25 protein-coding genes are annotated in these 22,727 nt (G+C 41.2%); 22 read left to right on the top strand and 3 right to left on the bottom strand.

What is annotated here, in order from left to right; genetic code table 11:
• Nucleotides 1–49 precede the first annotated feature (49 nt).
• From I6J03_RS03615 to I6J03_RS03530, 19 genes are all read left to right on the top strand, one after another.
• A complete protein-coding gene (locus I6J03_RS03615; RefSeq protein WP_003010196.1) occupies nucleotides 50–748 on the top strand; it encodes a response regulator transcription factor in 699 nt (232 codons plus the stop codon).
• A complete protein-coding gene (locus I6J03_RS03610; protein WP_003010198.1) occupies nucleotides 732–2,114 on the top strand; it encodes a HAMP domain-containing sensor histidine kinase in 1,383 nt (460 codons plus the stop codon). The genes I6J03_RS03615 and I6J03_RS03610 overlap by 17 nt, the downstream gene beginning before the upstream one ends.
• Nucleotides 2,115–2,193: 79 nt before the next feature.
• Nucleotides 2,194–3,399 (top strand): porin, encoded by a 1,206-nt coding sequence (locus tag I6J03_RS03605; RefSeq protein WP_003010200.1) that lies wholly within the window; start codon nucleotides 2,194–2,196, stop codon nucleotides 3,397–3,399.
• Between the two features lie 46 nt (nucleotides 3,400–3,445).
• The gene (ureA, locus tag I6J03_RS22690) at nucleotides 3,446–3,748 is read left to right on the top strand and encodes an urease subunit gamma (protein WP_003010203.1); all 303 of its coding nucleotides are present in this window, start codon (nucleotides 3,446–3,448) and stop codon (nucleotides 3,746–3,748) included.
• 18 nt (nucleotides 3,749–3,766) lie between these two features.
• On the top strand, nucleotides 3,767–4,138 hold the full coding sequence (ureB, locus tag I6J03_RS22685; protein ID WP_003010206.1) for an urease subunit beta: 372 nt from the start codon (nucleotides 3,767–3,769) through the stop codon (nucleotides 4,136–4,138).
• A gap of 20 nt (nucleotides 4,139–4,158) precedes the next feature.
• A complete protein-coding gene (gene ureC, locus I6J03_RS03595) occupies nucleotides 4,159–6,015 on the top strand; it encodes an urease subunit alpha (RefSeq protein WP_003010209.1) in 1,857 nt (618 codons plus the stop codon).
• Entirely contained in the window at nucleotides 6,015–6,545 is a 531-nt protein-coding gene (locus tag I6J03_RS03590; protein WP_003010212.1) for an urease accessory protein UreE, read from the top strand. Before ureC ends, I6J03_RS03590 begins: the two co-directional genes overlap by 1 nt.
• A complete protein-coding gene (locus tag I6J03_RS03585; RefSeq protein WP_003010214.1) occupies nucleotides 6,511–7,197 on the top strand; it encodes an urease accessory protein UreF in 687 nt (228 codons plus the stop codon). The genes I6J03_RS03590 and I6J03_RS03585 overlap by 35 nt, the downstream gene beginning before the upstream one ends.
• An 11-nt stretch (nucleotides 7,198–7,208) precedes the next feature.
• Nucleotides 7,209–7,820 carry an urease accessory protein UreG gene (ureG, locus tag I6J03_RS03580; RefSeq protein ID WP_003010217.1) on the top strand — a complete coding sequence of 204 codons (612 nt, stop codon included), beginning with the start codon at nucleotides 7,209–7,211 and terminating at the stop codon, nucleotides 7,818–7,820.
• A gap of 7 nt (nucleotides 7,821–7,827) precedes the next feature.
• Complete coding sequence (locus I6J03_RS03575; RefSeq protein ID WP_003010220.1) at nucleotides 7,828–8,733, top strand: urease accessory protein UreD; 906 nt, start codon at nucleotides 7,828–7,830, stop codon at nucleotides 8,731–8,733.
• A gap of 25 nt (nucleotides 8,734–8,758) precedes the next feature.
• Nucleotides 8,759–9,112, top strand: a complete 354-nt coding sequence (locus tag I6J03_RS03570) for a hydrogenase maturation nickel metallochaperone HypA/HybF (protein ID WP_003010223.1) — start codon at nucleotides 8,759–8,761, stop codon at nucleotides 9,110–9,112.
• Nucleotides 9,105–9,821, top strand: a complete 717-nt coding sequence (gene hypB, locus I6J03_RS03565; protein ID WP_003010226.1) for a hydrogenase nickel incorporation protein HypB — start codon at nucleotides 9,105–9,107, stop codon at nucleotides 9,819–9,821. The genes I6J03_RS03570 and hypB overlap by 8 nt, the downstream gene beginning before the upstream one ends.
• A 5-nt stretch (nucleotides 9,822–9,826) precedes the next feature.
• Nucleotides 9,827–10,285, top strand: coding sequence for an urease accessory protein UreE (locus tag I6J03_RS03560; RefSeq protein WP_003010229.1), 459 nt, complete (start codon nucleotides 9,827–9,829; stop codon nucleotides 10,283–10,285).
• Nucleotides 10,282–11,301, top strand: coding sequence for an ABC transporter substrate-binding protein (locus I6J03_RS03555; RefSeq protein ID WP_201694152.1), 1,020 nt, complete (start codon nucleotides 10,282–10,284; stop codon nucleotides 11,299–11,301). Before I6J03_RS03560 ends, I6J03_RS03555 begins: the two co-directional genes overlap by 4 nt.
• On the top strand, nucleotides 11,298–12,308 hold the full coding sequence (locus I6J03_RS03550) for a FecCD family ABC transporter permease (RefSeq protein ID WP_003010237.1): 1,011 nt from the start codon (nucleotides 11,298–11,300) through the stop codon (nucleotides 12,306–12,308). Before I6J03_RS03555 ends, I6J03_RS03550 begins: the two co-directional genes overlap by 4 nt.
• Complete coding sequence (locus I6J03_RS03545) at nucleotides 12,308–13,087, top strand: ABC transporter ATP-binding protein (protein ID WP_003010240.1); 780 nt, start codon at nucleotides 12,308–12,310, stop codon at nucleotides 13,085–13,087. Before I6J03_RS03550 ends, I6J03_RS03545 begins: the two co-directional genes overlap by 1 nt.
• Nucleotides 13,080–13,583: a GNAT family N-acetyltransferase gene (locus tag I6J03_RS03540; RefSeq protein WP_003010243.1), complete on the top strand. Its 504-nt coding sequence runs from the start codon at nucleotides 13,080–13,082 to the stop codon at nucleotides 13,581–13,583. Before I6J03_RS03545 ends, I6J03_RS03540 begins: the two co-directional genes overlap by 8 nt.
• 41 nt (nucleotides 13,584–13,624) lie before the next feature.
• Complete coding sequence (locus I6J03_RS03535; protein ID WP_003010245.1) at nucleotides 13,625–16,060, top strand: TonB-dependent receptor; 2,436 nt, start codon at nucleotides 13,625–13,627, stop codon at nucleotides 16,058–16,060.
• A gap of 338 nt (nucleotides 16,061–16,398) precedes the next feature.
• Nucleotides 16,399–17,622 carry a hypothetical protein gene (locus tag I6J03_RS03530; RefSeq protein ID WP_003010247.1) on the top strand — a complete coding sequence of 408 codons (1,224 nt, stop codon included), beginning with the start codon at nucleotides 16,399–16,401 and terminating at the stop codon, nucleotides 17,620–17,622.
• Nucleotides 17,623–17,717: 95 nt separating this feature from the next.
• On the opposite strand, the gene I6J03_RS03525 is transcribed toward I6J03_RS03530, so the two are convergent.
• From I6J03_RS03525 to I6J03_RS03515, 3 genes are all read right to left on the bottom strand, one after another.
• Nucleotides 17,718–18,338 (bottom strand): arsenate-mycothiol transferase ArsC, encoded by a 621-nt coding sequence (locus tag I6J03_RS03525; protein ID WP_201694150.1) that lies wholly within the window; start codon nucleotides 18,336–18,338, stop codon nucleotides 17,718–17,720.
• 14 nt (nucleotides 18,339–18,352) lie between these two features.
• Nucleotides 18,353–18,817 (bottom strand): DUF6428 family protein, encoded by a 465-nt coding sequence (locus tag I6J03_RS03520; RefSeq protein ID WP_003010257.1) that lies wholly within the window; start codon nucleotides 18,815–18,817, stop codon nucleotides 18,353–18,355.
• Between the two features lie 78 nt (nucleotides 18,818–18,895).
• Nucleotides 18,896–19,225, bottom strand: coding sequence for an ArsR/SmtB family transcription factor (locus I6J03_RS03515; RefSeq protein WP_003010260.1), 330 nt, complete (start codon nucleotides 19,223–19,225; stop codon nucleotides 18,896–18,898).
• A 259-nt stretch (nucleotides 19,226–19,484) separates the two neighbouring features.
• On the opposite strand from I6J03_RS03515, the gene I6J03_RS03510 reads away from it, so the two are divergent.
• The 3 genes from I6J03_RS03510 (at nucleotide 19,485) to I6J03_RS03500 (ending at nucleotide 22,705) form a co-directional block, all read left to right on the top strand.
• Nucleotides 19,485–19,985 carry a cupin domain-containing protein gene (locus tag I6J03_RS03510; protein WP_201694148.1) on the top strand — a complete coding sequence of 167 codons (501 nt, stop codon included), beginning with the start codon at nucleotides 19,485–19,487 and terminating at the stop codon, nucleotides 19,983–19,985.
• A gap of 742 nt (nucleotides 19,986–20,727) precedes the next feature.
• On the top strand, nucleotides 20,728–22,365 hold the full coding sequence (locus tag I6J03_RS03505) for a vitamin K epoxide reductase family protein (protein WP_003010267.1): 1,638 nt from the start codon (nucleotides 20,728–20,730) through the stop codon (nucleotides 22,363–22,365).
• 127 nt (nucleotides 22,366–22,492) lie between these two features.
• Entirely contained in the window at nucleotides 22,493–22,705 is a 213-nt protein-coding gene (locus I6J03_RS03500; protein ID WP_003010270.1) for a hypothetical protein, read from the top strand.
• Nucleotides 22,706–22,727: the final 22 nt, after the last annotated feature.

Below are 22,727 nucleotides of genomic sequence, written 5' to 3'. Positions count from 1 at the left end.
AGCACACATAACTGTTATACTCCGGGCTTTCATTTTAACTTAAGAAGATTTGGAAATATTATTGGTAGAGGATGACAGCGCTGTAGTTTCGCTTATTCGTCGGGGACTGTCCGAATTGAATTTCAATATTTCTGTGGCACTTAACGGTCTTACGGGGCTGGAAATGGCTGTTTCGGGCAGTTATGATCTGATTATTCTTGATGTTATGCTTCCGGGAATGGACGGACTAAGAGTCTGTCGCAATATCCGCCAGCAGAAGAAAAATGTTCCTATTCTTATACTTTCTGCACTTGATCAGCCTGAAGATATTGTGGACGGATTCAAAAGCGATGCCGATGACTACCTCACCAAGCCCTTCAATATGGAAGAGCTGAAAGCCCGTGTCAGCAGATTCTCCAGAAAAATAGGCCAGACCAGCAAGGTCGAAGAAAATAGCAATTTAGAGTTTGCCGATCTTACCTTAGATTACAGCAGCAAGATTGCAAAACGTCAGGATGTAGATATTGCGCTGACGGCTACAGAATTTCGCCTGCTCGAATTTCTCATGAAAAACCAAAAGCGGGTCGTATCCAGAATAGATATTCTGGAAAGTGTATGGGGAATGGATTTCAATCTCAGTACCAATGTAGTAGATGTATACATCAATTACCTGCGCAATAAGATCGACAAAGGATACAATAAGAAATTATTACATACGGTAGTAGGGATGGGTTATGTTTTAAGAGATATTGATGAGATTAAGAACTAAAATAATCCTTCTTTTTAACCTGATCTGCTGGACACTCATTATTGGGTTTGCCCTCTATATTTCTTATTTCACACGCGATAGTCTACGGACCAAATTTTTTCACCGGCTGGAAGAGAATGCAAAAATTGTCGGAAAGCATACCGTTGAGAAAGCCGAGCATATTAATGAACTGTACTACGAAGTGATGCGTCCATATCTCCGTCAGCTGACAGAAGGAAAGGACTACATTATTCGCATAGCTAAGGGCGATAAGCAAGTCAATACGAAACCTGATTTACCTGTGCCTGCTGATTTTTATCAGGAAGTTATTTCATCAGGACAGGCACAGTATATGGATAGAGATACGGCATATTTTGCCCTCTATTTTCAGGGGCCTCCTGCCGAAAAAGACCTTATTATTATTTCTTCAGGACGGGATGATTACGGACTGGGAGAACAGGTCAGTCTGGACAGAACATTGATAAATGCAGGTCTGTTCAGTATAGTGATCGTAGCGCTTATTTCCTATCTTTTTGCCCGGCATATTATTAAACCTATTGCCACCATCAATAAAGAAATTGATAAAATCAGTATTTCCAACCTGAATCTGAGGCTCGAGAAACCCAATCAGGTCAATGATGAGGTATCCATGCTGGTCGACAGTTTTAACGATATGATCAGTCGTCTGGAGCTATCTGTCAAATCCCAGAAAAGTTTTATAGCTAATGCCTCTCATTCTTTTCGGACGCCGCTTACCATTATAAAGGGAGAGGCTGAACTTACTTTACGCGACAAAAGTCTGGGTGATGAATCTATAAAGTCTTTAAAAAATATAATTGCAGAGACAGATAGCATTATCAGTATGATCAATAATCTGCTGATGATAGCACGATCCGGTTTGGAGGACAGCAAAAAGGATTATCATGTCGTACGTATCGATGAAGTGTTGTTCAAGGTGATTAGCTCCGAAAGACAAGCCGAAGACTACCAGTCTATTCATCTGGATTTTGAAGCCATGCCCGAAGACAGCTCGCTCATGGAAGTGTACGGCAATTTTAACCTGCTGTTCATTGCACTTAGCAATATTGTATCCAATGCCTGCAAGTATGGCAAGGACCTTGATGTCCGTATATCCTTAAGCTCCGTCAGGAATAATGTGATCATCAATATACAGGATCAGGGAATCGGGATACCCGATCAGGAACAAAAGTTTGTGTACGATTCTTTTTACAGAGCATCCAATGTACAGAATATACACGGCACAGGTTTAGGATTGTTACTTGCTAAAAATATTATTGATCTTCACGACGGAGACCTGATACTCCATTCCAAAGAAGGTGAAGGAACACATGTGCGTGTGGTATTACCCGGAAATAAAACATTCTAAGACTATTCTAATCTCATTCTTATAAGTTTCTAAATCGGTAGAGGTATCCTTGTTACAATCAAGGTATCTCACTTCATTTATGAAACGTATAACATTTACAGTTCTTTTTACAGGATTAATTCATCTGGTTTGCGCACAGCAAAATCGTGCCTCTTTGTTAAACCCTGCGGGTCAGGCAGAAAGTAAAGACGATTCCCTGCAGACTGCAGAACCCGATCGTGCGCAACTTTTCAAATTTGATGTTCTGTTACGGACAGCTTTTGATGCTGACAATCCGGGAAAAGAAGAGGCCTTGAGCCGTTTCAATCTGGAGGAAGCCCGCCTTCTGCTGCATGGAGACTATAATGATCGCCTGTCTTATAAAGTAAGGTTCCGGCTCAACAGATCTTTTTCACCTTTAGGACTCGACAACTCTTCTCAGGCATTGGATTTTGCTTCGATAGAGTACAAATTCGGAAATAAACGTGACTGGTCAGTGACGCTTGGAAAACAGAGTGCTATGGTAGGATCCTATGAATTTGAAAACAATCCGATCTACGAATTTATGTTTACCGATTATGTAGACCGCATATTGAATCTCTTTGTGGTCGGAGGTAAACTTTCCTATAACCTGAATACGGACCACAGTTTCCACCTGCAGATGTACAATACAGTCAACAATACCTTTGATACCCATCTGGCCAATAATGGTTTTGTTATGGGTGATCTGAAGCGGGCCAAAGCTCCCGTAGGCGGATATCTCACCTGGGTGGGGTCTTTTGCAGATAAGCGTTTTCATACCAAATGGTCCTATAATCTGGCTCAGTTTGCCGAAGGGAGAGCCACACAGGCCATTTCACTGGCCAACAAATACAAGACAGATAATCAGATGATCTATCTGGATCTGCAATACTCACATATGGGTGCGGATCATGCATTTATTGCATCCAGAGCCATCAACGATTTCTATGCCCGGACAGGAGATCAGCGTCAGCTGGCTAAAAACGTGGTATACAAATCAGCGGTATTGCGTTATGATCAGTTTCTGAATGATAAATGGGAAGTTGCATTGAAGGGTGCCATAGAAACTGCCGGAAGTAAAGATGACGAGACTGTCGGTAATGATTTCAGAACAAACTATACCTATTTCGCCGCCTTACAACATAAGCCTTTCAAAAAACAGGATTTACGATTCTATGTAGGATACGTCGGCAATAGTGTGAGGTATGCCGACCGGATGGCTATGGACAAAACACAGTTCAACAGATTGACTGTCGGAGGATACTTTACCATTCCTGTTTATTAGGCAATCGACAACTAAAAGAAGGTCTTATTTTAATAATCAAAACAGCATGCATTTAACACCAAGAGAAACAGAAAAGTTAATGTTGCATCTAGCAGGAGAACTAGCAGCAAAGCGATTAAAACGAGGAGTGAAACTCAACTACCCGGAGAGTATTGCCTATATCAGTGCCGAACTAATGGAGAAAGCGCGGGATGGAAAAAGTGTTGCAGAACTGATGGAATGGGGCACTAAATTACTGAAAAGAAAACAGGTGATGGAAGGTGTTCCGGAGATGATACATGACGTACAGATCGAAGTTACATTCCCGGACGGAACCAAACTGGTGACCGTTCATAACCCTATCCGATAACATTAAAAACAGCAAATTATGGTACCTGGAGAATACTTTTTAAAAGCAGAAGATATTAAAGCGAATGCGGGCTACAAAACAACGCATGTGGTGGTAGCCAATACAGGCGACCGTCCTATACAAATCGGGTCGCATTATCATTTTTTTGAAGTGAACAAAGCTTTACAATTCGACCGCGAAAAAACGTTCGGTATGCGCCTGAATATTCCGGCAAGTACAGCGGTTCGGTTCGAACCCGGAGAAAAGAAAGAAGTCATTTTAGTAGAGATCGGTGGCGATAAAGAAATACATGGCTTCAATGGTCTGACCAATGGTAAATATACCAGTGAAAAGGTCAAATCTGCTGCAATTTCTAAAATGAAAAAACAACAGTTTAAATCATCTCAATAACTTTTTAAAAGAAACGTATTATGAGTGAATGGAATAGAAGAGACTGGATTAAGATCGTAGGTCTGGCTTCCGCAAGTATCGCAACGACTAAACTTAATGCCTTAGGTCTCGAAAAATTAGGACTTGATAAATCATCTATCCGTTATGATGAAGATGGTGCATTATACATACCCCGACATAAATATGCATCACTTTTCGGGCCGACTACAGGCGATAGAGTACGTCTGGCAGATACCGAGCTGATGATCGAAATCGAAAAAGACTACGCTGTATACGGAGAAGAGAACAAGTTTGGCGGAGGTAAGACCATCCGTGACGGAATGGGACAGTCTGCACGTGCTTTGCGGGATGAGGATGTCCTGGATTTCTGTATCAACAATGTCATTATTATTGACCATTGGGGTATTGTAAAAGCCGATGTAGGTATCAAAGACGGTAAGATTGTAGGTGTTGGTAAGGCCGGTAATCCGGATGTACAGGATGGAGTTACCAAAGGTATGATCATTGGTCCGTCTACTGAAGTACACGGAGGAGCCGGTATGATCATGACAGCAGGAGGTATCGATACCCATATTCACTTTATCAGTCCGACACAAATCGAAACTGCTCTTTACAGCGGTGTGACTACCTTTATCGGCGGAGGAACAGGACCTGCTGACGGTACCAATGCCACTACAGTAACTTCCGGAAAATGGTTTATCCATAAAATGCTGGAAGCATTCGAAAATCTTCCGATCAATGTAGGTTTTTTTGGTAAAGGGAATGTGTCTACGACCAGACCTATTGAAGAACAGATTGAAGCCGGCGCATTAGGTGTCAAGATACACGAAGATTGGGGCGCTACACCATCTACTATTGATGCTGCTCTGAAAGTAGCTGACAAGTATGATGTGCAGGTAGCTATCCATACCGATACCCTCAATGAGGCAGGTTTCCTTGAAGATACTGTAGCAGCTATCGATGGTCGTGTGATACACACCTTCCATACAGAAGGTGCCGGTGGAGGACATGCTCCGGATATTATCAAGATTGCGATGTATCCTAATATTCTTCCGGCTTCCACCAATCCGACAAAACCGTTTACAGTCAATACTGCAGAAGAACATCTGGACATGCTGATGGTATGTCACCATCTGGACAAGAATGTCAAAGAAGATCTTGCCTTTGCAGATTCACGTATCCGGCCGCAGACCATTGCTGCGGAGGATATTTTACAGGATATGGGCGTATTTTCTATTATGAGTTCTGACAGTCAGGCTATGGGACGTGTAGGTGAAGTAATCTCCCGTACATTCCAGACCGCTCATAAAATGAAAGTACAACGTGGTCCGCTGGACCGTGACAGTGGCACCGGCAATGACAACTTCCGTGTGAAAAGATACATTTCTAAATTTACCATCAATCCGGCCAAAGCACATGGTATCGATAAATATGTAGGTTCTATCGAACCCGGAAAATATGCAGATCTAATTCTCTGGAAACCTGAATTGTTTGGAGTCAAACCCGAAATGATTATCAAAGCAGGAATGGTTCTGGGTGCAAAAATGGGAGATGCCAATGCATCTATTCCTACACCTCAGCCGATCATATACCGTCAGATGTTCGGTAATTTCGGAAAGGCTGTGTCCAATATCTGTTTCAACTTTGTGTCCAAAGTATCTATTGAAAACGGAACGATCGATTCGCTCAAACTGGCCAGAAAAAGTCTGCCGGTCGAAGGATGTCGTAAAGTGATGAAAAAGGACATGGTACATAATGATGCTACTCCTAATATTGTGGTAGATCCCGAAACATACAATGTAACTGTAGATGGCGTATTAGCTACATGTGAGCCTATGGGCGAACTACCAATGGCACAACGCTACTTCCTGTTCTGATGATTCGTTCACATAACATAGCAGACAATATTTACCGTTCATCCGAATCGTTTAGAGGGCTGGAAACCGATTATCTCGAACTGGAATGGTATGAAGCTGAAAAAGGTATTTTACGTCGGTTTACAACCGGAGGACGTGAGATTGGCTTTCGCAATCAGACGGCTCAATCCCTGGAGAATGGTGATGTGATCTTCAGGGACACGTCCTTGTGTGTGGCGATCCGGATTTTGCCTTGTTTATGTTTAGTGATACATCCGGCAAATATGCTGGAAATGGCAAATGTTTGTTTCGAAATAGGAAACCGGCATTTGCCTGTTTCTATCCGCTCCTCATCCGAGGTAGTGATTGCTTATGAGGACCCTTTATACCGGTTACTTGTCAAGCAAGGCTATCAAACTGTAATTGAGGACCGGGTATTACAGCAGACACAGACATTGCGTATCCATGAATGGACGCAGAAAACAAAATTTAAAATAACATTAGCAAGTAAGATAAATGAATCCTTTGTTGACCCTGCTGCAGATCAATGATTCTGTATTTCCAATCGGGAGTTTTACACATTCCTATGGCTTGGAGACTTATATACACGAGCGTATCGTACACAACAGCGCCACGGCGCAGGAATATGCAGAATCTATGCTGAGACACAGTGTGTTTTATAATGATGCTGCATTTTTTCATCAGGCCTGGACCCTCTGTGAAGGTAAGTTTAGCAAAGTTGCATTGCTGAAGCTGGATAATCTGGTTACCTCTCTCAAATCCCCTGCTGAAATCAGGGAGGCAAGCCGTAAGCTGGCTATTCGTTTTCTAAAAGTAGTAGAGAGTTTCAAATCTGTAAAAAGATGCCGGACTTACCTGGAGGCGATACAATCAGGAGAAGCGGGAGGACATTATGCAATTGCACTGGCGATGTATGCACAGTCTCAGCAAATAACATATTCCGATGCGCTAAGTGCATTTTATTACAATACCCTCAATGGTATGGTCACCAATTGCGCCAAGCTCGTTCCTATCAGTCAGATGGACGGACAGAAAATGATGTTTAATCTTCAGGGATTGATACAGGAACTCGTCGGAAAACAAAAAGATATGGATCCCGATATGCTCGGCAACTGTTGCGTGGCACAGGATGTACGCTGTATGCAGCATGAGAAACTTTATACCAGGATTTACATTTCATAACAATAACAGATATGGATAGAAAATATGTGAAGATAGGAGTGGCCGGACCAGTAGGCTCAGGCAAGACCGCTCTGATAGAAAGACTGACCAGACAGATGGCAGCAGACTACAGCATCTGTGTAGTGACCAATGATATATACACGCGTGAAGACGCGCAGTTTCTGCAGAAAAACTCCACTCTTCCGGCAGAACGTATTTCAGGTGTAGAGACAGGAGGTTGTCCGCACACTGCAATACGTGAGGATGCTTCTATGAACATTGAAGCAGTAGAAGAGCTGGTTCAGCGTTTTCCCGATACGGAAATCGTATTTGTGGAAAGCGGGGGAGATAATCTTACCGCAACATTTAGTCCTGATCTGGCGGATATCACCATCTTCGTTATCGATGTGGCAGAGGGAGAAAAGATTCCCCGTAAAGGTGGCCCTGGGATTACCCGTTCGGATCTGCTGCTGATCAACAAGATAGATCTTGCTCCATATGTGCATGCTGATCTGTCTGTCATGGAACGTGATGCAAAGCGTATGCGTGGAGAAAGACCATTCATCTTTACCAATCTGATGACACTCGAAGGACTGGAAGATGTAAAAAGCTGGATAAAAAAATATGCACTGTTAGAAAACTAAACCCGGAATGGAAAGTAGTATTAAGATCAATGTCGAAAGAGAAGGTACCTATAGTGTGTTGAAGGAAAGTTATCATAATGCTCCTTACAAACTGACACATTATGGCGCCCCCCGGGCACAGGAGCATCTTGAGATGATCATTATGAGTGCCTCGCCCGGTATTATGGACGAAGATCACCTGACTATTGATATCCGCGTCAAGAAAGATGCCTGTTTCAAGTTGTTTACCCAGTCCTTCAATAAGCTGCATCCAATGAAAAAGGGAGCGACACAGGATACGATAATCAAACTGGAAGCAAACAGTATACTGCAATACGTCCCGCATCCTGTTACACCTTTCAAAGATGCCATCTTTCATGCAAGCAATCGAATTGATATGCATGAAACAGCTACGCTCATCTGGGGAGATATTATCAGCGCCGGCAGAATCTATATGAATGAAGCCTTCCAGTTTCAGAAAGTCCACAGCCGTACAACACTGTACAGAGACGGGAAACTGATCTATACAGACAATCAATGCCTGATGCCGCATGAGCATCCCGTACGCAAGTTGTTATTCTTCGAAGACTATACCCATCAGGCTGCTTTTATCTATTCAGGTCCGTTTGCCAGACAGATGAAAGAAGAATTTGATGAAATATTAGCCGGATCATATGAAAACATCACTTTCGGCTTTACATACTGTGCAGACAACAGTATTCTGCTGAGGGCACTCGGACACGATGGCGAATTGTTGTACAGCTTTCTGACTATGCTGTCACAAATGTGCTGGGAATTTACACAATATCAGCAGCAGTTGCTGATCAACGAAAGTGTAGTGCTGTCTCAAGAGACACAAGAGATCGGAGATAAGGAAATCCCGGAACCTAAAGCTCCGGCCAAAAAGAAAAGTAGAAAGAAAACAGCAGCCTGATATACTGCTGGCAAACATATAAGGTATGCACGAAACCGGAATAGTACAAGAAATATTTGATACGCTGCGGGAAGAATATCCCGACCGTTATCAGGAAATCGTGAAAATCAGACTCGAGGCAGGACTCTTAAGTAATATTCAGCCTATTCTGATACAAAATGCTTTTGAAGCCTATATTACGGGAGATGCCTGGTTCAGAAATACAGAACTGGAAGTGAAAGTTTTACCCATACTGGCCTTTTGTGAGAACTGTAAGAAATCTTTTGAGGTCGTTTTTCACCGGTTTGTCTGTAGCTGCGGTATCACATCCGACAAGGTAATTCAGGGAGAAGAATTAAGAATAACACAGGTAACATTTAAAAATAACGAACATGAGTAATACAGCAATACCTAAAAGCAATCAAATGCCGGTAGGATCGGTACAATGCGAGAATACATCATTAAATCTATTAAAGGCCAATGATTTTGTGGCCAAAGCTATCCGCGAGCGATTGGCAGATATTTGTATCATCAATATCTGTTCCTCTCCTGGTAGTGGTAAGACCACGTTAATGCAGGAAACCGGTAAGCGCCTCGGAAAACAGCTGAATATAGCTGTCCTTGTCGGCGATCCGGAAACCGAAAGAGATGCGGTACGTATGCGCGAAGTCGGAATTAATGCATTACAAATCGTAACAGGAGGGATGTGCCATATAGAAGCGCAGATGATTCTGCAGGCATTAGACCATATCAATCTGGACAATGTGGATTTACTGTTTATAGAGAATGTAGGCAATCTGGTATGTCCTGCAGCTTTTGATCTGGGAGAAGACTATCGTGTAACATTGCTCGCGGCCACCGAAGGAGACGACAAACCCAAGAAATATGCACGGATGTTTTTGACGAGCGAACTGATGGTCGTTTCAAAAGCAGATCTTTTGCCCTATGTGCCCTTTTCAATTGATGCTGTAACTAAAGATGCACAGGAAGTCAATCCAAAGCTGGAAGTCCTTATGATCAGTAGTCTCAATGGAGATGGTATGGATGAATGGTGTGCATGGCTAAACAGTAAAGTCGAAGAAAAGAAAGCATCCAAAATAAAGCAATAATCAGAATGCTTTATATTTCAGACAACAACTATACAGCTATACCGTCGGGTATAGCTGTAGAACTTGTATACATGGAATGGTATGAGGTACGGAAGACACTGCTGGAGCGGGAAACTTCCTCGGGAAGAATGATCCGTATACAGCGCGAATCCGGTGAATATCTCAATGAGGGGCAGGTCGTGCATCTGGACGACAATTATGCTATCAGACTGTATATCAAACCTTGTGATTGCATTATACTGCATGCAAAGGATGCGCAGATGGTAGGACAATTCTGTTTTGATGTCGGCAACCGGCACTTACCCGTTTTCTGTTTGAATGATGAATCATTTGCTGTGGCCTATGACGGTCGGTTGTATAGTGCACTATCCGCCAAATATGCCGGGTATATTCAGCTGACTGCAGCCCGGTTGTTGCCTGATCAGGCTCTGTATATGTTCCGGAAAAATAAAATTACAGTATGACAAATAGAAGAAAAACAGCCTGGCAATGGATCAGTAGCTTGATTCTCCTGACATTGATCATTGCCTGCAGCAATTCCGGCGAAAAGAAACAAACAGCAGAAAAAATTTCGGCAGTAGATGCACGTGGTAAAGAGATCACACTGGAAGCGTATGCACAACGTGTTGTTGTGCTCTTTGAGCCCTTTGTCGATCAGATATATATGCTTAATGCAGGAGACAGGCTGGTTGGTATTCCGCAACAGATTTATCAGAATCCTTCTACCTACCATTTTCTGTCTTTACTTGATAAGCGCATTGCACGTAAGCAGATTGTGACCCCTACTTTCGGAGGCCGGTCTACCCATGTAGAGACATTGGTAGCGTTAGAAGCAGACCTTGCCATCGTATACGAACATGATAAAGAGACGATCGCTCAACTCGAAGATCTACATATTCCGGTATATGTCGTATCCAGCAGAGATAAAGATCATATCTATAGTGAACTTGTCGGTGTAGGAACATTATTGGGTCAGGCACAGCGTGCTGAAGAAATTGTGGGTTATGTGGAAAAGGAAGTAGAGAAAATGAAACTTCACGAGGACATAAAACGTAAGAAGGTATATTATGCATGGTCTAAAGGGCGTGTATTTTCTACCTCCTGTAAGGGATCTCTTGTGGACTTGTCCATGCAGGTGTCTGGTGCCGAAAATGCCTGTCCGCTGACTCTGGAAGCACCGAATATCAGCGCTGAATCCCTTTATAAGTGGAATCCCGATCTTATTGTATTGTGGAATTCCAAATTACAGGATGTCTACAGTTTAAAGGAGCTTGAAGCTCTGCCGGCAGTAATCAATAAGCAGGTGTACAGCATGGAACCCACTTTTTATTACGATCCGCATACTGTCAAATTTCTTTTGTTTGCCAAACAGCTCCGGCAGTGGTGCTATCCAACTTATTCTGAACAACAATTTAAAACAGAACTGCAGCAGACTTTAGCGTTTCTGTACAGTAAAAAAATCTGGGAAGACGAAATATGAAATTTTGGAAATTAAGCTTACTCATTTGTCTGCCTTTATTAGTCCTGTTTTTCTCTCTGGCGTTGGGGAATACAGGATTTCTCCGTTTATCCGAACTAACGGATCTGGTATACGCCGGTCTCGCTTCTTCGTTCGGATGGGAGGTTGCGATGGTAGATTCCAGTATGGAAACCATTGTTTGGCAGGTCAGACTTCCGCGCGTGTTGCTGACCTTTAGTGTAGGCGCCTCACTTGCTGTGGCCGGGGGAGTACTGCAGGCGGTATTTCGTAATCCTATTGTGGATCCGTTTTCTTTGGGGATATCTTCGGGTGCTGCCTTTGGAGCTGCATTGTCGATGCTGGTATCTCTGATTCCGCTCAACCTCTCCGCTTTTTTATTTGGAGTGATGGCTGTCGCTATTACGTATTTTGTATCCTACAGCGGTGCAAAAGGATCATTAGTGACTATGGTACTTGCCGGAATGATTATCTCAGGAGTATTTACAGCGTTCCTTACTATTTTGCAGTATCTGAGTGATCCCTACAAGTTGCAGGCTATCGTTCAATGGACTATGGGAAATCTGCATACAGCTTCCTGGGCGAAATTAAAGGTCGCCATTCTGCCCATACTACTGGGGCTCGGAATAATCATTCTCTTCCGCTGGAAGCTGAACCTCCTCGCACTTGGTGATCAGGAAGCACTGGCGGTAGGAGTCAATCCCAAGATCATCAAACTTATTATGATAGGAGCTGCCACGATGATCACTGCTTCGGCAGTCGCTGCGGTTGGCATGATCAGTCTCTTCGGACTGATTGTACCCCATATCAGCCGGATGCTCTTCGGGCCGAGCAACAGTATAGGAGTATGGGCCAATATCAGTATCGGAGGTACTTTTCTATTGCTCATTGATGATTTTTCACGTACACTGTTACCCTTTGAAATTCCGGTAGGTGTATTTACTATGATGCTGGGCACTCCGCTATTTATTTACCTGATGCGTAAAAACGCTATAAACTGGAACGGATAATGGAAGCAATAGAAATCAGAAATTTAGCTTTTCACTACGGAAAACAAGCTGTGCTTGACGGACTCCGGGCCTCCTTCTGCAAAGGTGAGCTGTCCGTTATCCTGGGGCGCAACGGAAGCGGCAAATCTACCTTGTTTAATATTCTGGCCGGAGTACAACGCGAATATCAGGGACAGATACATATTAATGGGGTGGAACGACGTGCAATTAAAGTCGGTAATGCCAACGGTATCAGACTGGGTTTTATGACGCAATTTCACCAGACCAATTTCCCCTTTTCCGTATATGATGTGGTGATGACAGGCCGTGCCTCTTTTTCCCGTTTTTCACCAAAAGAGGAAGACAGAGAGCAGGTTCAAAACGTGTTAAAAAGATTTGACCTTTGGAAATACAAAGACAAACCGTATACACGACTTTCCGGAGGAGAAAGGCAATTGGTGCTTTTGTGCCGGGTATTAGTGCAGGATCCGGATATTATTCTACTGGACGAACCGACCAATCATCTGGATCTCCACTATCAGGTGGCGGTACTGGATAATCTTAAAAAACTGGTCGAAGAAGGTAAAACCGTGATTTGTATTATGCATGATCCCAATCTTGCGTTTCTCTACGGGGATCGTTTTTTTCTAATGCAACAGCAAGTCCTCACCAGTCTGGAAGGGAAAAATACAGCTAGTATTCATCATTTATTAGAGCAGGCTTATCAGGTGCGTTTAGAGCAGATTCCGCACCGTGGCAAAATAATAATTCTACCCAGTCCTCAGCATCATTATGAATAAAGATTTGATTATAAAGCGTGTTTCAGAACAGGATATAGATGAATTGATCACCTACATATCACAGGCTCGTAAGCTACTTTTTCCCATGTTAGACCATAGTAAAATGCCGCACGATCTGCAACATTTTGCACAGACCTATATTCATAATCCGATTGGTGCATTTCTGGAAGCACGCGACCGTTCAGGAGATCTGATCGCTGTGATCGGAATGATGGCTTATGATCAACGCTTTCCTTTTCTTCAGTTTGAGCATAAAAATACGGTAGAAGTGGTGCGCTTATATGTGAATCCGAAAGGACGAAGACAAGGTATTGCCACTGCTCTGTTTCAGGAATTAGTAGGAGTTGCAAAGACACAGGCAGTGTCAACTTTGTACCTGCATACCCATCCGTTTCTCACAGGCGCTTACGAATTTTGGTTACAATGCGGCTTTCAGACACTTGTCCGGAAAGATCATAGCGGTTTCGCTACTATCCATATGAAATGTGAGCTCTAATACTACACTATCAGACAATTGAAGTTCTAATACAGACAATTATGCATATATTAAAATATACTTTTTACACCGTCATCCTTTTATGCTGCACACTAAACGGACAGGTATTTGCACAGACAGAGCCCATTATATTCGGAAAAGTAACGGATACAGAAGGAAAGGGCCTTCGGGGAATTACTATTGCCCTCAAATCGAAAGAACTGCTTCAGACAAATAGCGATGGTACTTTCCGGCTTCCGGCCGCAGTGAAGTTGCCGGCAACACTCTATTTCAGGGCGGTAGGTTATAAGACCATTTCCGTATCCGTAGATCAGCTGAACTGGAATAACAAAAGCGGACTCGTTGTGCAATTGTTTCCGGTCAGTGTAGAGGTGGATGAAGTACTCGTCACTGGCAGACGTAACAATTCTTATCTTATTAATACAACCGAACTGGGAGGTAAATTTTCAGGATCCCTCAAAGACCTGCCACAATCCATATCACTGGTCAGTAAAGAATTTATAGAAGATAAGCAGGCTTTTGTGATTACGGATGTCGTACAGGATCTGGCAGGTGTCAATCAGGCTTCAGCCTATGACGATCTGACCATTCGCGGATTTAACAGCGGCTATACCAGCGGCATGCGGCTGGTCAATGGTATGCGTTCAGGATATGGTTACGGTACCAGTTTTTGGCGTACTCCGCTTACGGTCAATCTGGAGAGCATAGAGGTACTGAAAGGCCCCGGTGCATCCCTGTTCGGAGATATTACTCCCGGCGGAACCATTAATATGGTTACTAAGAAACCATTGGAAAAGAAACATACGAGCGTTAATTTTGCCATAGGAAGTTTCCAGACCTACCGGTCTACGCTGGATATCGGCGGACCACTGGATTCGGCTAAAAAAGTACTTTACAGATTGAATGTAGGTTATGAAAATTCCAGAACCTTCAGAGATGTTAATCAGCGAAAGAGTATACTTGTTGCGCCCTCTTTCAGTTTTCGTCCGGCAGAAGGAACCACGCTTGATGTTGATCTGACCTATGATAATTTTGATGGTTATCTGGATCGCGGATTAGGTATACGCAATAATGATTTCTATGCACAGTCCCGTTCGTTCAATGTGAGCCAGCCAACCGATTTCTTTAAAACAAATTTTCTTACGCTGTCTGCTCGACTCAATCAGCAGCTTACCGAAGATTTGTCTCTTCATATGAACTATATGAAGTCGATCTATAAAGAAAAATTAAATGAATTTCGTACACTGAATACCTACGCTAATCCGCCACAGAATACAGTGATGAACATGCGCTTCCAATCCAAGCAGATCACCGATTATACAGATAATCTGGTCAATTATCTGCGTTATACACTGGATCGGCCGGGACATCAGCATCAGTTGGTTCTCGGAGTAGATTATGCACAGTATCGGGGAGATAAAGACAATATCCTGCGTGAATCCCGTAGCCGGATGCTGAACGGCAAAGAGGTACCCCTTACCATAGATCTGGAGAATCCCAATCGGGAAGTCATAGATATCTCTTCCTATATCTGGCGTCCGCAGGCGGAATTCCCTTTCCTTAATCCTTATCAAAGTCTGGGATTCTATCTACAGGATCAGGTAACTGTGGGCGAACGCCTTCATGTGGTACTGGGGCTACGTCATGAATATTACCGTTCCAGCAGTGCGGATCTCAAAGAATCTTTCAAAACTAAACAGAATGCCTGGTTACCCCGGTTGGGAATGACCTATAAGATTAATGAGCAGGTTAACTATTTTGCCAGCTATTCGCAAGGCTATGTTCCGGTAGGGGCAGATTTTATTTATAATTATGAAAACTATGGAGCAGATCGTCCTTTCAATCCTGAACGTAGCTTTCAGATAGAGACAGGATTAAAGACCGGATTCTTTAAGAACAACCTCCAAACCGAACTGTCCGTATTTCACATTGGGAGAGAGAATATGCTTATTGCCACCGGAGGTATATCCGACAACGGACTTCCGATCTACCGTCAATCCGGACAAGTAATCTCCCGTGGAGTAGAACTCGATTTTCGGGGGCAGATCAGCAAGGAATTTCAGGTGATGGCCAACTATAGTTTTAACCATACGGAAGTGAAATCATCTTCATTAGCAGGTGAAGAAGGACTGCCCTTGAGTAATGCACCTAAAAATATGGCAGGTATGTGGCTGAAGTATATATTTTCCCGATATGCAGTTAAAGGTCTGGGGTTTGGAGCGGGTGTTTATTATGTAGATCAGCGTCGAATGGATAATGCAGCACGTAAAGGCGAAAACGGAAATGGCGTATGGGATATGTGGCCATCATATACCACAGTGAATACCGCGGTGTACTATCATCTGAGGGGAATGCGTTTTACAGCCAATATCAACAATGTCTTTGATAAATATTATTATCTGGGAGGATTCGATTATACCAGAGGATTTATAGGCACTCCGCGAAACTTTATGCTATCGGTAGGGTTTAATTTATAAAGTTTTATCGACATCAGGCTATCCCTCCCGACTGACGTGAGCGTCACGCTCGTGCCTGGATGAATTAATACAATGCGTCAGTTGGCGTCATATCATAGGAAGAGGTTTTATCGACATCAGGCTATCCCTCCCGACTGACGTGAGCGTCACGCTCGTGCCTGGATAAGATAATACAATGCGTCAGTTGGCGTCCCCGCCAACTGCTTAAAAAGGAGAGAATAGCAGTTCGCTAAAATTCTTTGGGAGAGATTCTGGATTTTTGATTTAAGAGGATGTTTGTATATTTAGGATACCGTGTTAATTCAATTGATTAACGATATAAGATCAAAACATAGAAAATGAAAATATATTACACTATACTATCCATTATACTGTTTACCATGTTTTCCATAAAGACATATGCGCAAGAAAAAAGAACCTACTGGAAACTCGTAAATGTAACAAAAGTCAATAATAAATCCATGTGGGGAATTACGCTGGCTTATATGGATATGATTGCAGAAATGCGGATACATCTTTCTGAAAGCAAAGATTCACTCTACTTTTCCTACCCTGATGAAAAGAAAATCAAGATATCTGATCTTCAGTCATTAACCGATTGCAGATTAAAAAATACAGGAGAATTGCTGGATAGTGTATATGAGGTTGCTATTGAAAAGGATACTTTAAAGATCAAATTTAATTATATCGGTACAGCTGAGAAGGATAATCGTTTTTCATTAAATATGATCCCTGTCAAAAAGGATGAATACATCAGCGAGGTAGAACGTCTGAAAAAACATAAGGAGGAGATCCTTTCAAAAATTAAAACAATTGATTTATCAGCTCTTAGTCTTGAGTGGATCTTGCCAGATTATTTCAAAGTAAAAGAACTGTCGGATTTAAATCCGGTTCAATTGGCGGAGGAGCTGGCAGAAGTAAGCAATGGATTTAAAATAACATCAAATAAAATAGAGTTGACAAAGGACAAAAACAAATACAACAGTTATGGTATTGAAAACATAAACCGAATAGGTTTACACGCGGCCCGTATTCATGCTGTAAATTTTGATAATATAGAACTTGTCAGTAATGTTGTCAATAGTAAAGTGGAAGCAATTATAGTTTCCCAAAATAATATGGATAAATCCGTAATCAGGAATCTATTTGATACTATTTCCGAAAAACTAACAGGAGATTCAGTAGCACAATTCGGTCTTCCCATGCTGTACGATGATAATACTTCCCTTGGCATACATAGTTTTTTTTCGGTCAGCTGGACAGGGAAGGATAAAATAGTGAGGCTAGCTATAGATAATGTGCCGGATGAATTGTTTGATAAGGAAATTGACAATGATATTGCGCTTCCCGAAACATATAGTGCTGCAGATATCGATAAGGTGCTTCGGCATTATCTCGATTTGATACCCACATCTCGTGTCAGGGTATTTATTGTATCAAAAGAATTTGATGAGATATTGCATTTAAAAGAAAACAGAATTGATGGATTAACCCACGGAAATATAAGAGATCATGTTTTCAAATGGAAGTATTACCATGAACTGTTGGATGATGATGAATAATTGTTTAGCAGCTTATAATAGTAAAATGAATAAAAAAATAACGACAAAGAGACGGTACCGCAATGGTAAAGTCTCTTTGTCGTTTATAACGTAAATCAGGGATGAGGAGTAATCTTCGAAAAGACATACAATATATCTGACGCTATCTTCAGACTACACTCTTCATATACTTCATCCTGTTGATCAGAGCTATCGGCCAGCTTCGGATCGTCATAGGGTAGAGGTATCCGTTTCTCAGCTCCTGCAATAAAAGGACAGCCACTATCTGCCTGTGAACAGGTCATTACCGCTGCAAATGCAGATGAAGGATTAAAAGGATTGTCATATGTTTTTGAAAAACCGATTACGGGCAGCGCGTTTGCATTATATTTTACAGCATATACCGGATTGTTTCCGTCAGTAATTTTATAAACCTGAAATCCCTGCTTACGCAGTATTGCTATTACCTTTGCATATAGCGCTGTTGTTTCTGTTCCTCCTGAATAGCAGCATACATTCTGAATCCTGTAATAAGCTGCTGCTGTCTGTGCCCAGATCTGTGCCAACTGACTTCTGCGCGAATTATGGGTGCAGATAAAATGGAGGTCGATCTGCTGTTGATGATTGACCTGCTGTTGAACATAATCTATTAATGTCTGTAAACGACTTTTTGCTGCATCTGTGATCAACAGGTTTTTTTCTACATGCTGAATAGTAGAATATAACTCCGGATACATATTCTGTATAAAGATTAGCAACAACCTGAATCCGGACTACATCCCGAATTGTTCAACTGCGATAGAGCAATCTTTGGTTTGCTGACAGGAATACCGCAGGCATCCTGAGCCAGGCAGGCTGTCGTTTTATTTCTTAAAACAAAGGTTTTCCCGTTAAAGTCCAGGTCATATTTGCCTATAGTTCCCGCCTGATATTCGACTTCTATTTCCGCATCTTCTATTCCCAGTTTCTCTTCGGAAAGCTGAATAATATGTAATAGCTTACCAGGTTTCAATCTGTGTTCGTAGTCATCGGCATTCCATAGCTGAAAACTTACCGTCTTTTCATTACGTTGCACACCACCGCAATCGATAAAGGTTTTAATAATTTGCCCTATTTCAGTTACATGAAAATGTTCAGGGACAAAAGTTCCGTCTTCCAATTGAAATTCAACGTTGTTCAGCGAAGGCAGAATTTCCTTAATGTTTGATAGTTTCATAAGAATCGTATTTTAAAATTAATTTTTTATTATTGTTATATCGCGATATTACGATGTGTTTGATTAAAAAAAATGCTTTTAACAGCATTGATTGACAGTTACGTCCTGATTGAAGAATATATTGAAATGCTGTTGGAAATGTTTCCATACTTTTTCTTCTATGCAGTAACACACGGATTTTCCTTCAATTGAACCTTTGATAATACCCATATTTTTCAATTCCTTGAGATGTTGAGAGATTGTAGCTTGTGCCAGTCCTAATTCATCAATAAGGTCATTACAGATACAGGTCTTTTGATCAATAATATATTGCAGGATAGCAATACGTGCAGGATGACCCAGTACTTTGAATAATGAAGCCATCTTATTCTGCTCGTCAGTAAATATTTCTGTCTTAGTGATACCCATATTGCCGGTTTTAATATCGCAATATTACGATATTAAAACTGGATAAACAAAACTATTCTGATTTTTTTAATGCGTATAATCCATCAATATTATAGGGGAATGACGAATAAGCTGCGTGGGATAATAATGTGTTTTATCTGTTAAAAATTGTTAATCAGTGTTTTGGGTGTTTTAAACCGTAATACGGGTAACTGCACAAAGCTCCTTTCACCCGATATTTGCAGACATGAAACAAACAGAAAAAATAAAACGAAATTCCATGAAAAAATACATGTTTATATTAGTTCTCTCAATCGGACTACTGGCTTTTACCACCGCACGCTTAACCTGTACAGCCTGTCCGGAATCTATTTCAATAACGCATACAGGACAACAGAAAATAGCAGAAGATAAAATAGCAGGAGAAGGAATAGTACAGAAATTAGGTGATAAATATAGTCATACAGATATGCGTGTCAGTAACATACGGCTGACAGCAAATAGTTATCTGCACTGGCATTCTTTACCCGGAGGACAGCTAATGATTGTAACAGAAGGCAAAGGATACTATCAGTCCAAAGGTAAGGAGGTGATAAAGATTCAGAAAGGAGATGTGATAGAGACAACTCCGGGACTCTACTACTGGCAGGGGGCGGCTCCGGATGCCGATCTGGAATTTATTTCCATCATTACTCAGAAGAGTGACAGTCTGATCAACTGGCATGAACAAGTCTCTGATAAGGAATATAAAGCGGCTATTGATGTGGCCGATAATTCCTAGGATACTTAGCATTTGATAATTTAAATCAGTATAAAAGCTCCCATGATTAGAGCTTTGTATCTGTATCCTATTCCTCAGTTTGACATTCTTCGGAGTAAGTTACTGGTGCAGAATCCGCTGTGGTAATATATGCTTATATGTTTTTCGGATAAGCGTTTGAAATCGTTTAATGACTGAGAATTGCGGACTTCCGACAACAAATATAATATGTGATAAGATTAGGGTATAGCAGGTAGCGTTTTTCGAAACGCTGCCTGTTTTTAAGGTTCTTCTTTAAAGAAGAAAGGCTATTCTTCGGGTTTTTCAAAGCCCTATATTTTCAAATTCATTATTTCGGGAACTTAAAGAAAAATCGGTATGAACAATTGTCAATATCTTTAAAGCCTAATCTCTTCAAGATAAGGTTTTTTTAAAGCTATAAACAAAATATATTATTTATTCATTATTAAGTTTTTATAGAATTAATCCAATCCTTGTTTATAATAAACAGCAATTTTATTTGTCATATTAATGTCATTATTTTTTTATAACAATTTTATTGATTATTCTCATTCCATCTGAATATAAGATTTGGTTAATGTATTTTTTTATAAATATTTTAATTTTAATAATATTTTAACTTTGCTTAAATAAATTCTGAGTTTTGTTTTCTTTTCAGTTTTATGCTATGTGTTACTTGTGTTAATTTGTATCTTTAAAGTAAAGTCATAATCGGTTTTTATTAATCTTAAATCATAGTCTGATGCCAATTGTAAATAAACTTATTTCCTTAAGTCAGTCTGACAATAATCTTTTAGATATCTGTGTATCTGTACTCGATCATTATAATGTGAAAAGAACCCGTATTCACTTAAATAATTTGATAAACAAGCATATAGATTATCCTGGGATATTAACACTGATCGACTGTCTTAATGTTTACGGAATAGAAAGTGCCGCTATCCGAAAGGGGGATTATGCATTCACAGACTTTGAGACTCCATTTGTTTGCCCTATTCAATTACCGGATTGGCCCCAACCTTATTTTGCATTAGTCCTTGATGTAAGTGAAAATAACATAAGTTATCTGGATCCGGTTAAAAATGTTTATCGCACAGTTAAAGTCGAAGAATTTAATAAACTGGAAAAGGGTATAGTCTTATTACTTGATGGTGATAATAAGAAAGATGAGGTAAATTTTGAGGTTAATAAGAAGCAAGAGAGACAGCATGTAATTATGAATTCTTTTCCCCTGTTTATGATTACCATCGCTTTAATTTTTTCGGGCACTTATTCTTATTTATCTCTGCAGATTAGTTTATCAGGGATAATATTACTATTGCTTAATGTTGTTGGAACTTTAGCCAGTATTTTATTAGTCTGGTTTGATATTGATGCCCATAACCCCTTTTTAAAGGATGTGTGTGGCTCCGGGCAGGGCAAGGTGAGTTGTAATGCTGTATTAAGTTCAGATGGAGCCTCTGTCTTTGGATTCAGCTGGTCTGTAGTCGGGCTTAGTTATTTTGTCACGTTATTCTTATCCCAACTCTTGTTCGGGCCTGGAAATAGTTATTATTTTCCAATTTGGACCTCCGTTTCCCTGCTTACAGTATTCTATATCTTGTATTCGGTTTATTATCAATGGAGAGTAGTTCACCAGTGGTGTCCGCTATGTTTGGCCGTACAGGCGGTATTGTTATTGTCCGGCATACTTTCATTGTTCTACGTCATTCAGACCGGTATTATTACACCTGAACCTTATCACGTATTCGCTTTATTGTTTATCGGGCTGTCTGTGTTGATATTGGTTCATAGGGCTGTCCCTCTTTTAAAAACAGCGGGAGAGAGCAAGGCGTATGAAAGAAAATGGAAACGGTTAAGATATAATCCGGATGTATTTAATATGCTGCTCCGCAAGGAAACACAAATCGACCATCCGACGCAAGGGTTGGGTATTGTGATAGGAGATCTTAATGCGAAACATGAGATTATCAAAGTCTGTAATCCTTATTGTGGCCCCTGTTCTAACGCCCACCCGGAGTTGGAAGTATTACTACACTCGAATCCCAATGTAAAAGTCAGGGTCATCTTTACAGCTACCGGAGATCAGGGGGATATCCGAACTGCTCTTGTGCAGCATTTATTGGCTATAGAAGAACAATATGGGCCTGATGTGGTTCGTAAAGCACTGGATGACTGGTATGGTACAGAGACGAAAGATTATACTGTCTTTGCTTCTAAATACCCGATGAATGGAGAACTCTTATTGCAAAAACATAAAATAGACAATATGAAGAATTGGTGTGACCATATGAAGATCAGGGCGACCCCTACATTCTTCATAAATGGCTATGAGCTTCCGGACTCTTATCGCATCAGTGAACTTAAAGATATACTTTAAGATACTACGTAGAAAAGAGACCCGGGCAGATTGCAAGCAGACCCGGGTCACAGAAGGTTCCCTGAAAAAGGCCCTCCGATCGATATCCCGGAGTGAAGGGACATCATAAACTTAAAAAAATAAAAATATGAAAAAGATTAGTTTAAAATCAATTAAAACGGAAGAACTTCTTTCACGTGATGAGCTAAAGCAGATTATGGGAGGATTTAGTGATAATGGTGGTAGTGGTAGTAAGTGTAATTGTAATACATCTGCTGATTGTAACAGCAGTAAAGATGGTAAAGTTTGCCGCAATTGTAACGGTCCTTCAGGAGGCTATTATGGATACTGTACACAATAGTTTTAGAAATTGGAGAGAGTTT

Source organism: Sphingobacterium spiritivorum (genome assembly GCF_016724845.1).
Taxonomy (GTDB): Bacteria; Bacteroidota; Bacteroidia; order Sphingobacteriales; family Sphingobacteriaceae; genus Sphingobacterium; species Sphingobacterium spiritivorum_A.
Note: the sequence above shows the minus strand (reverse complement) of the source record. Positions and strands in the feature narration are given on the sequence as shown.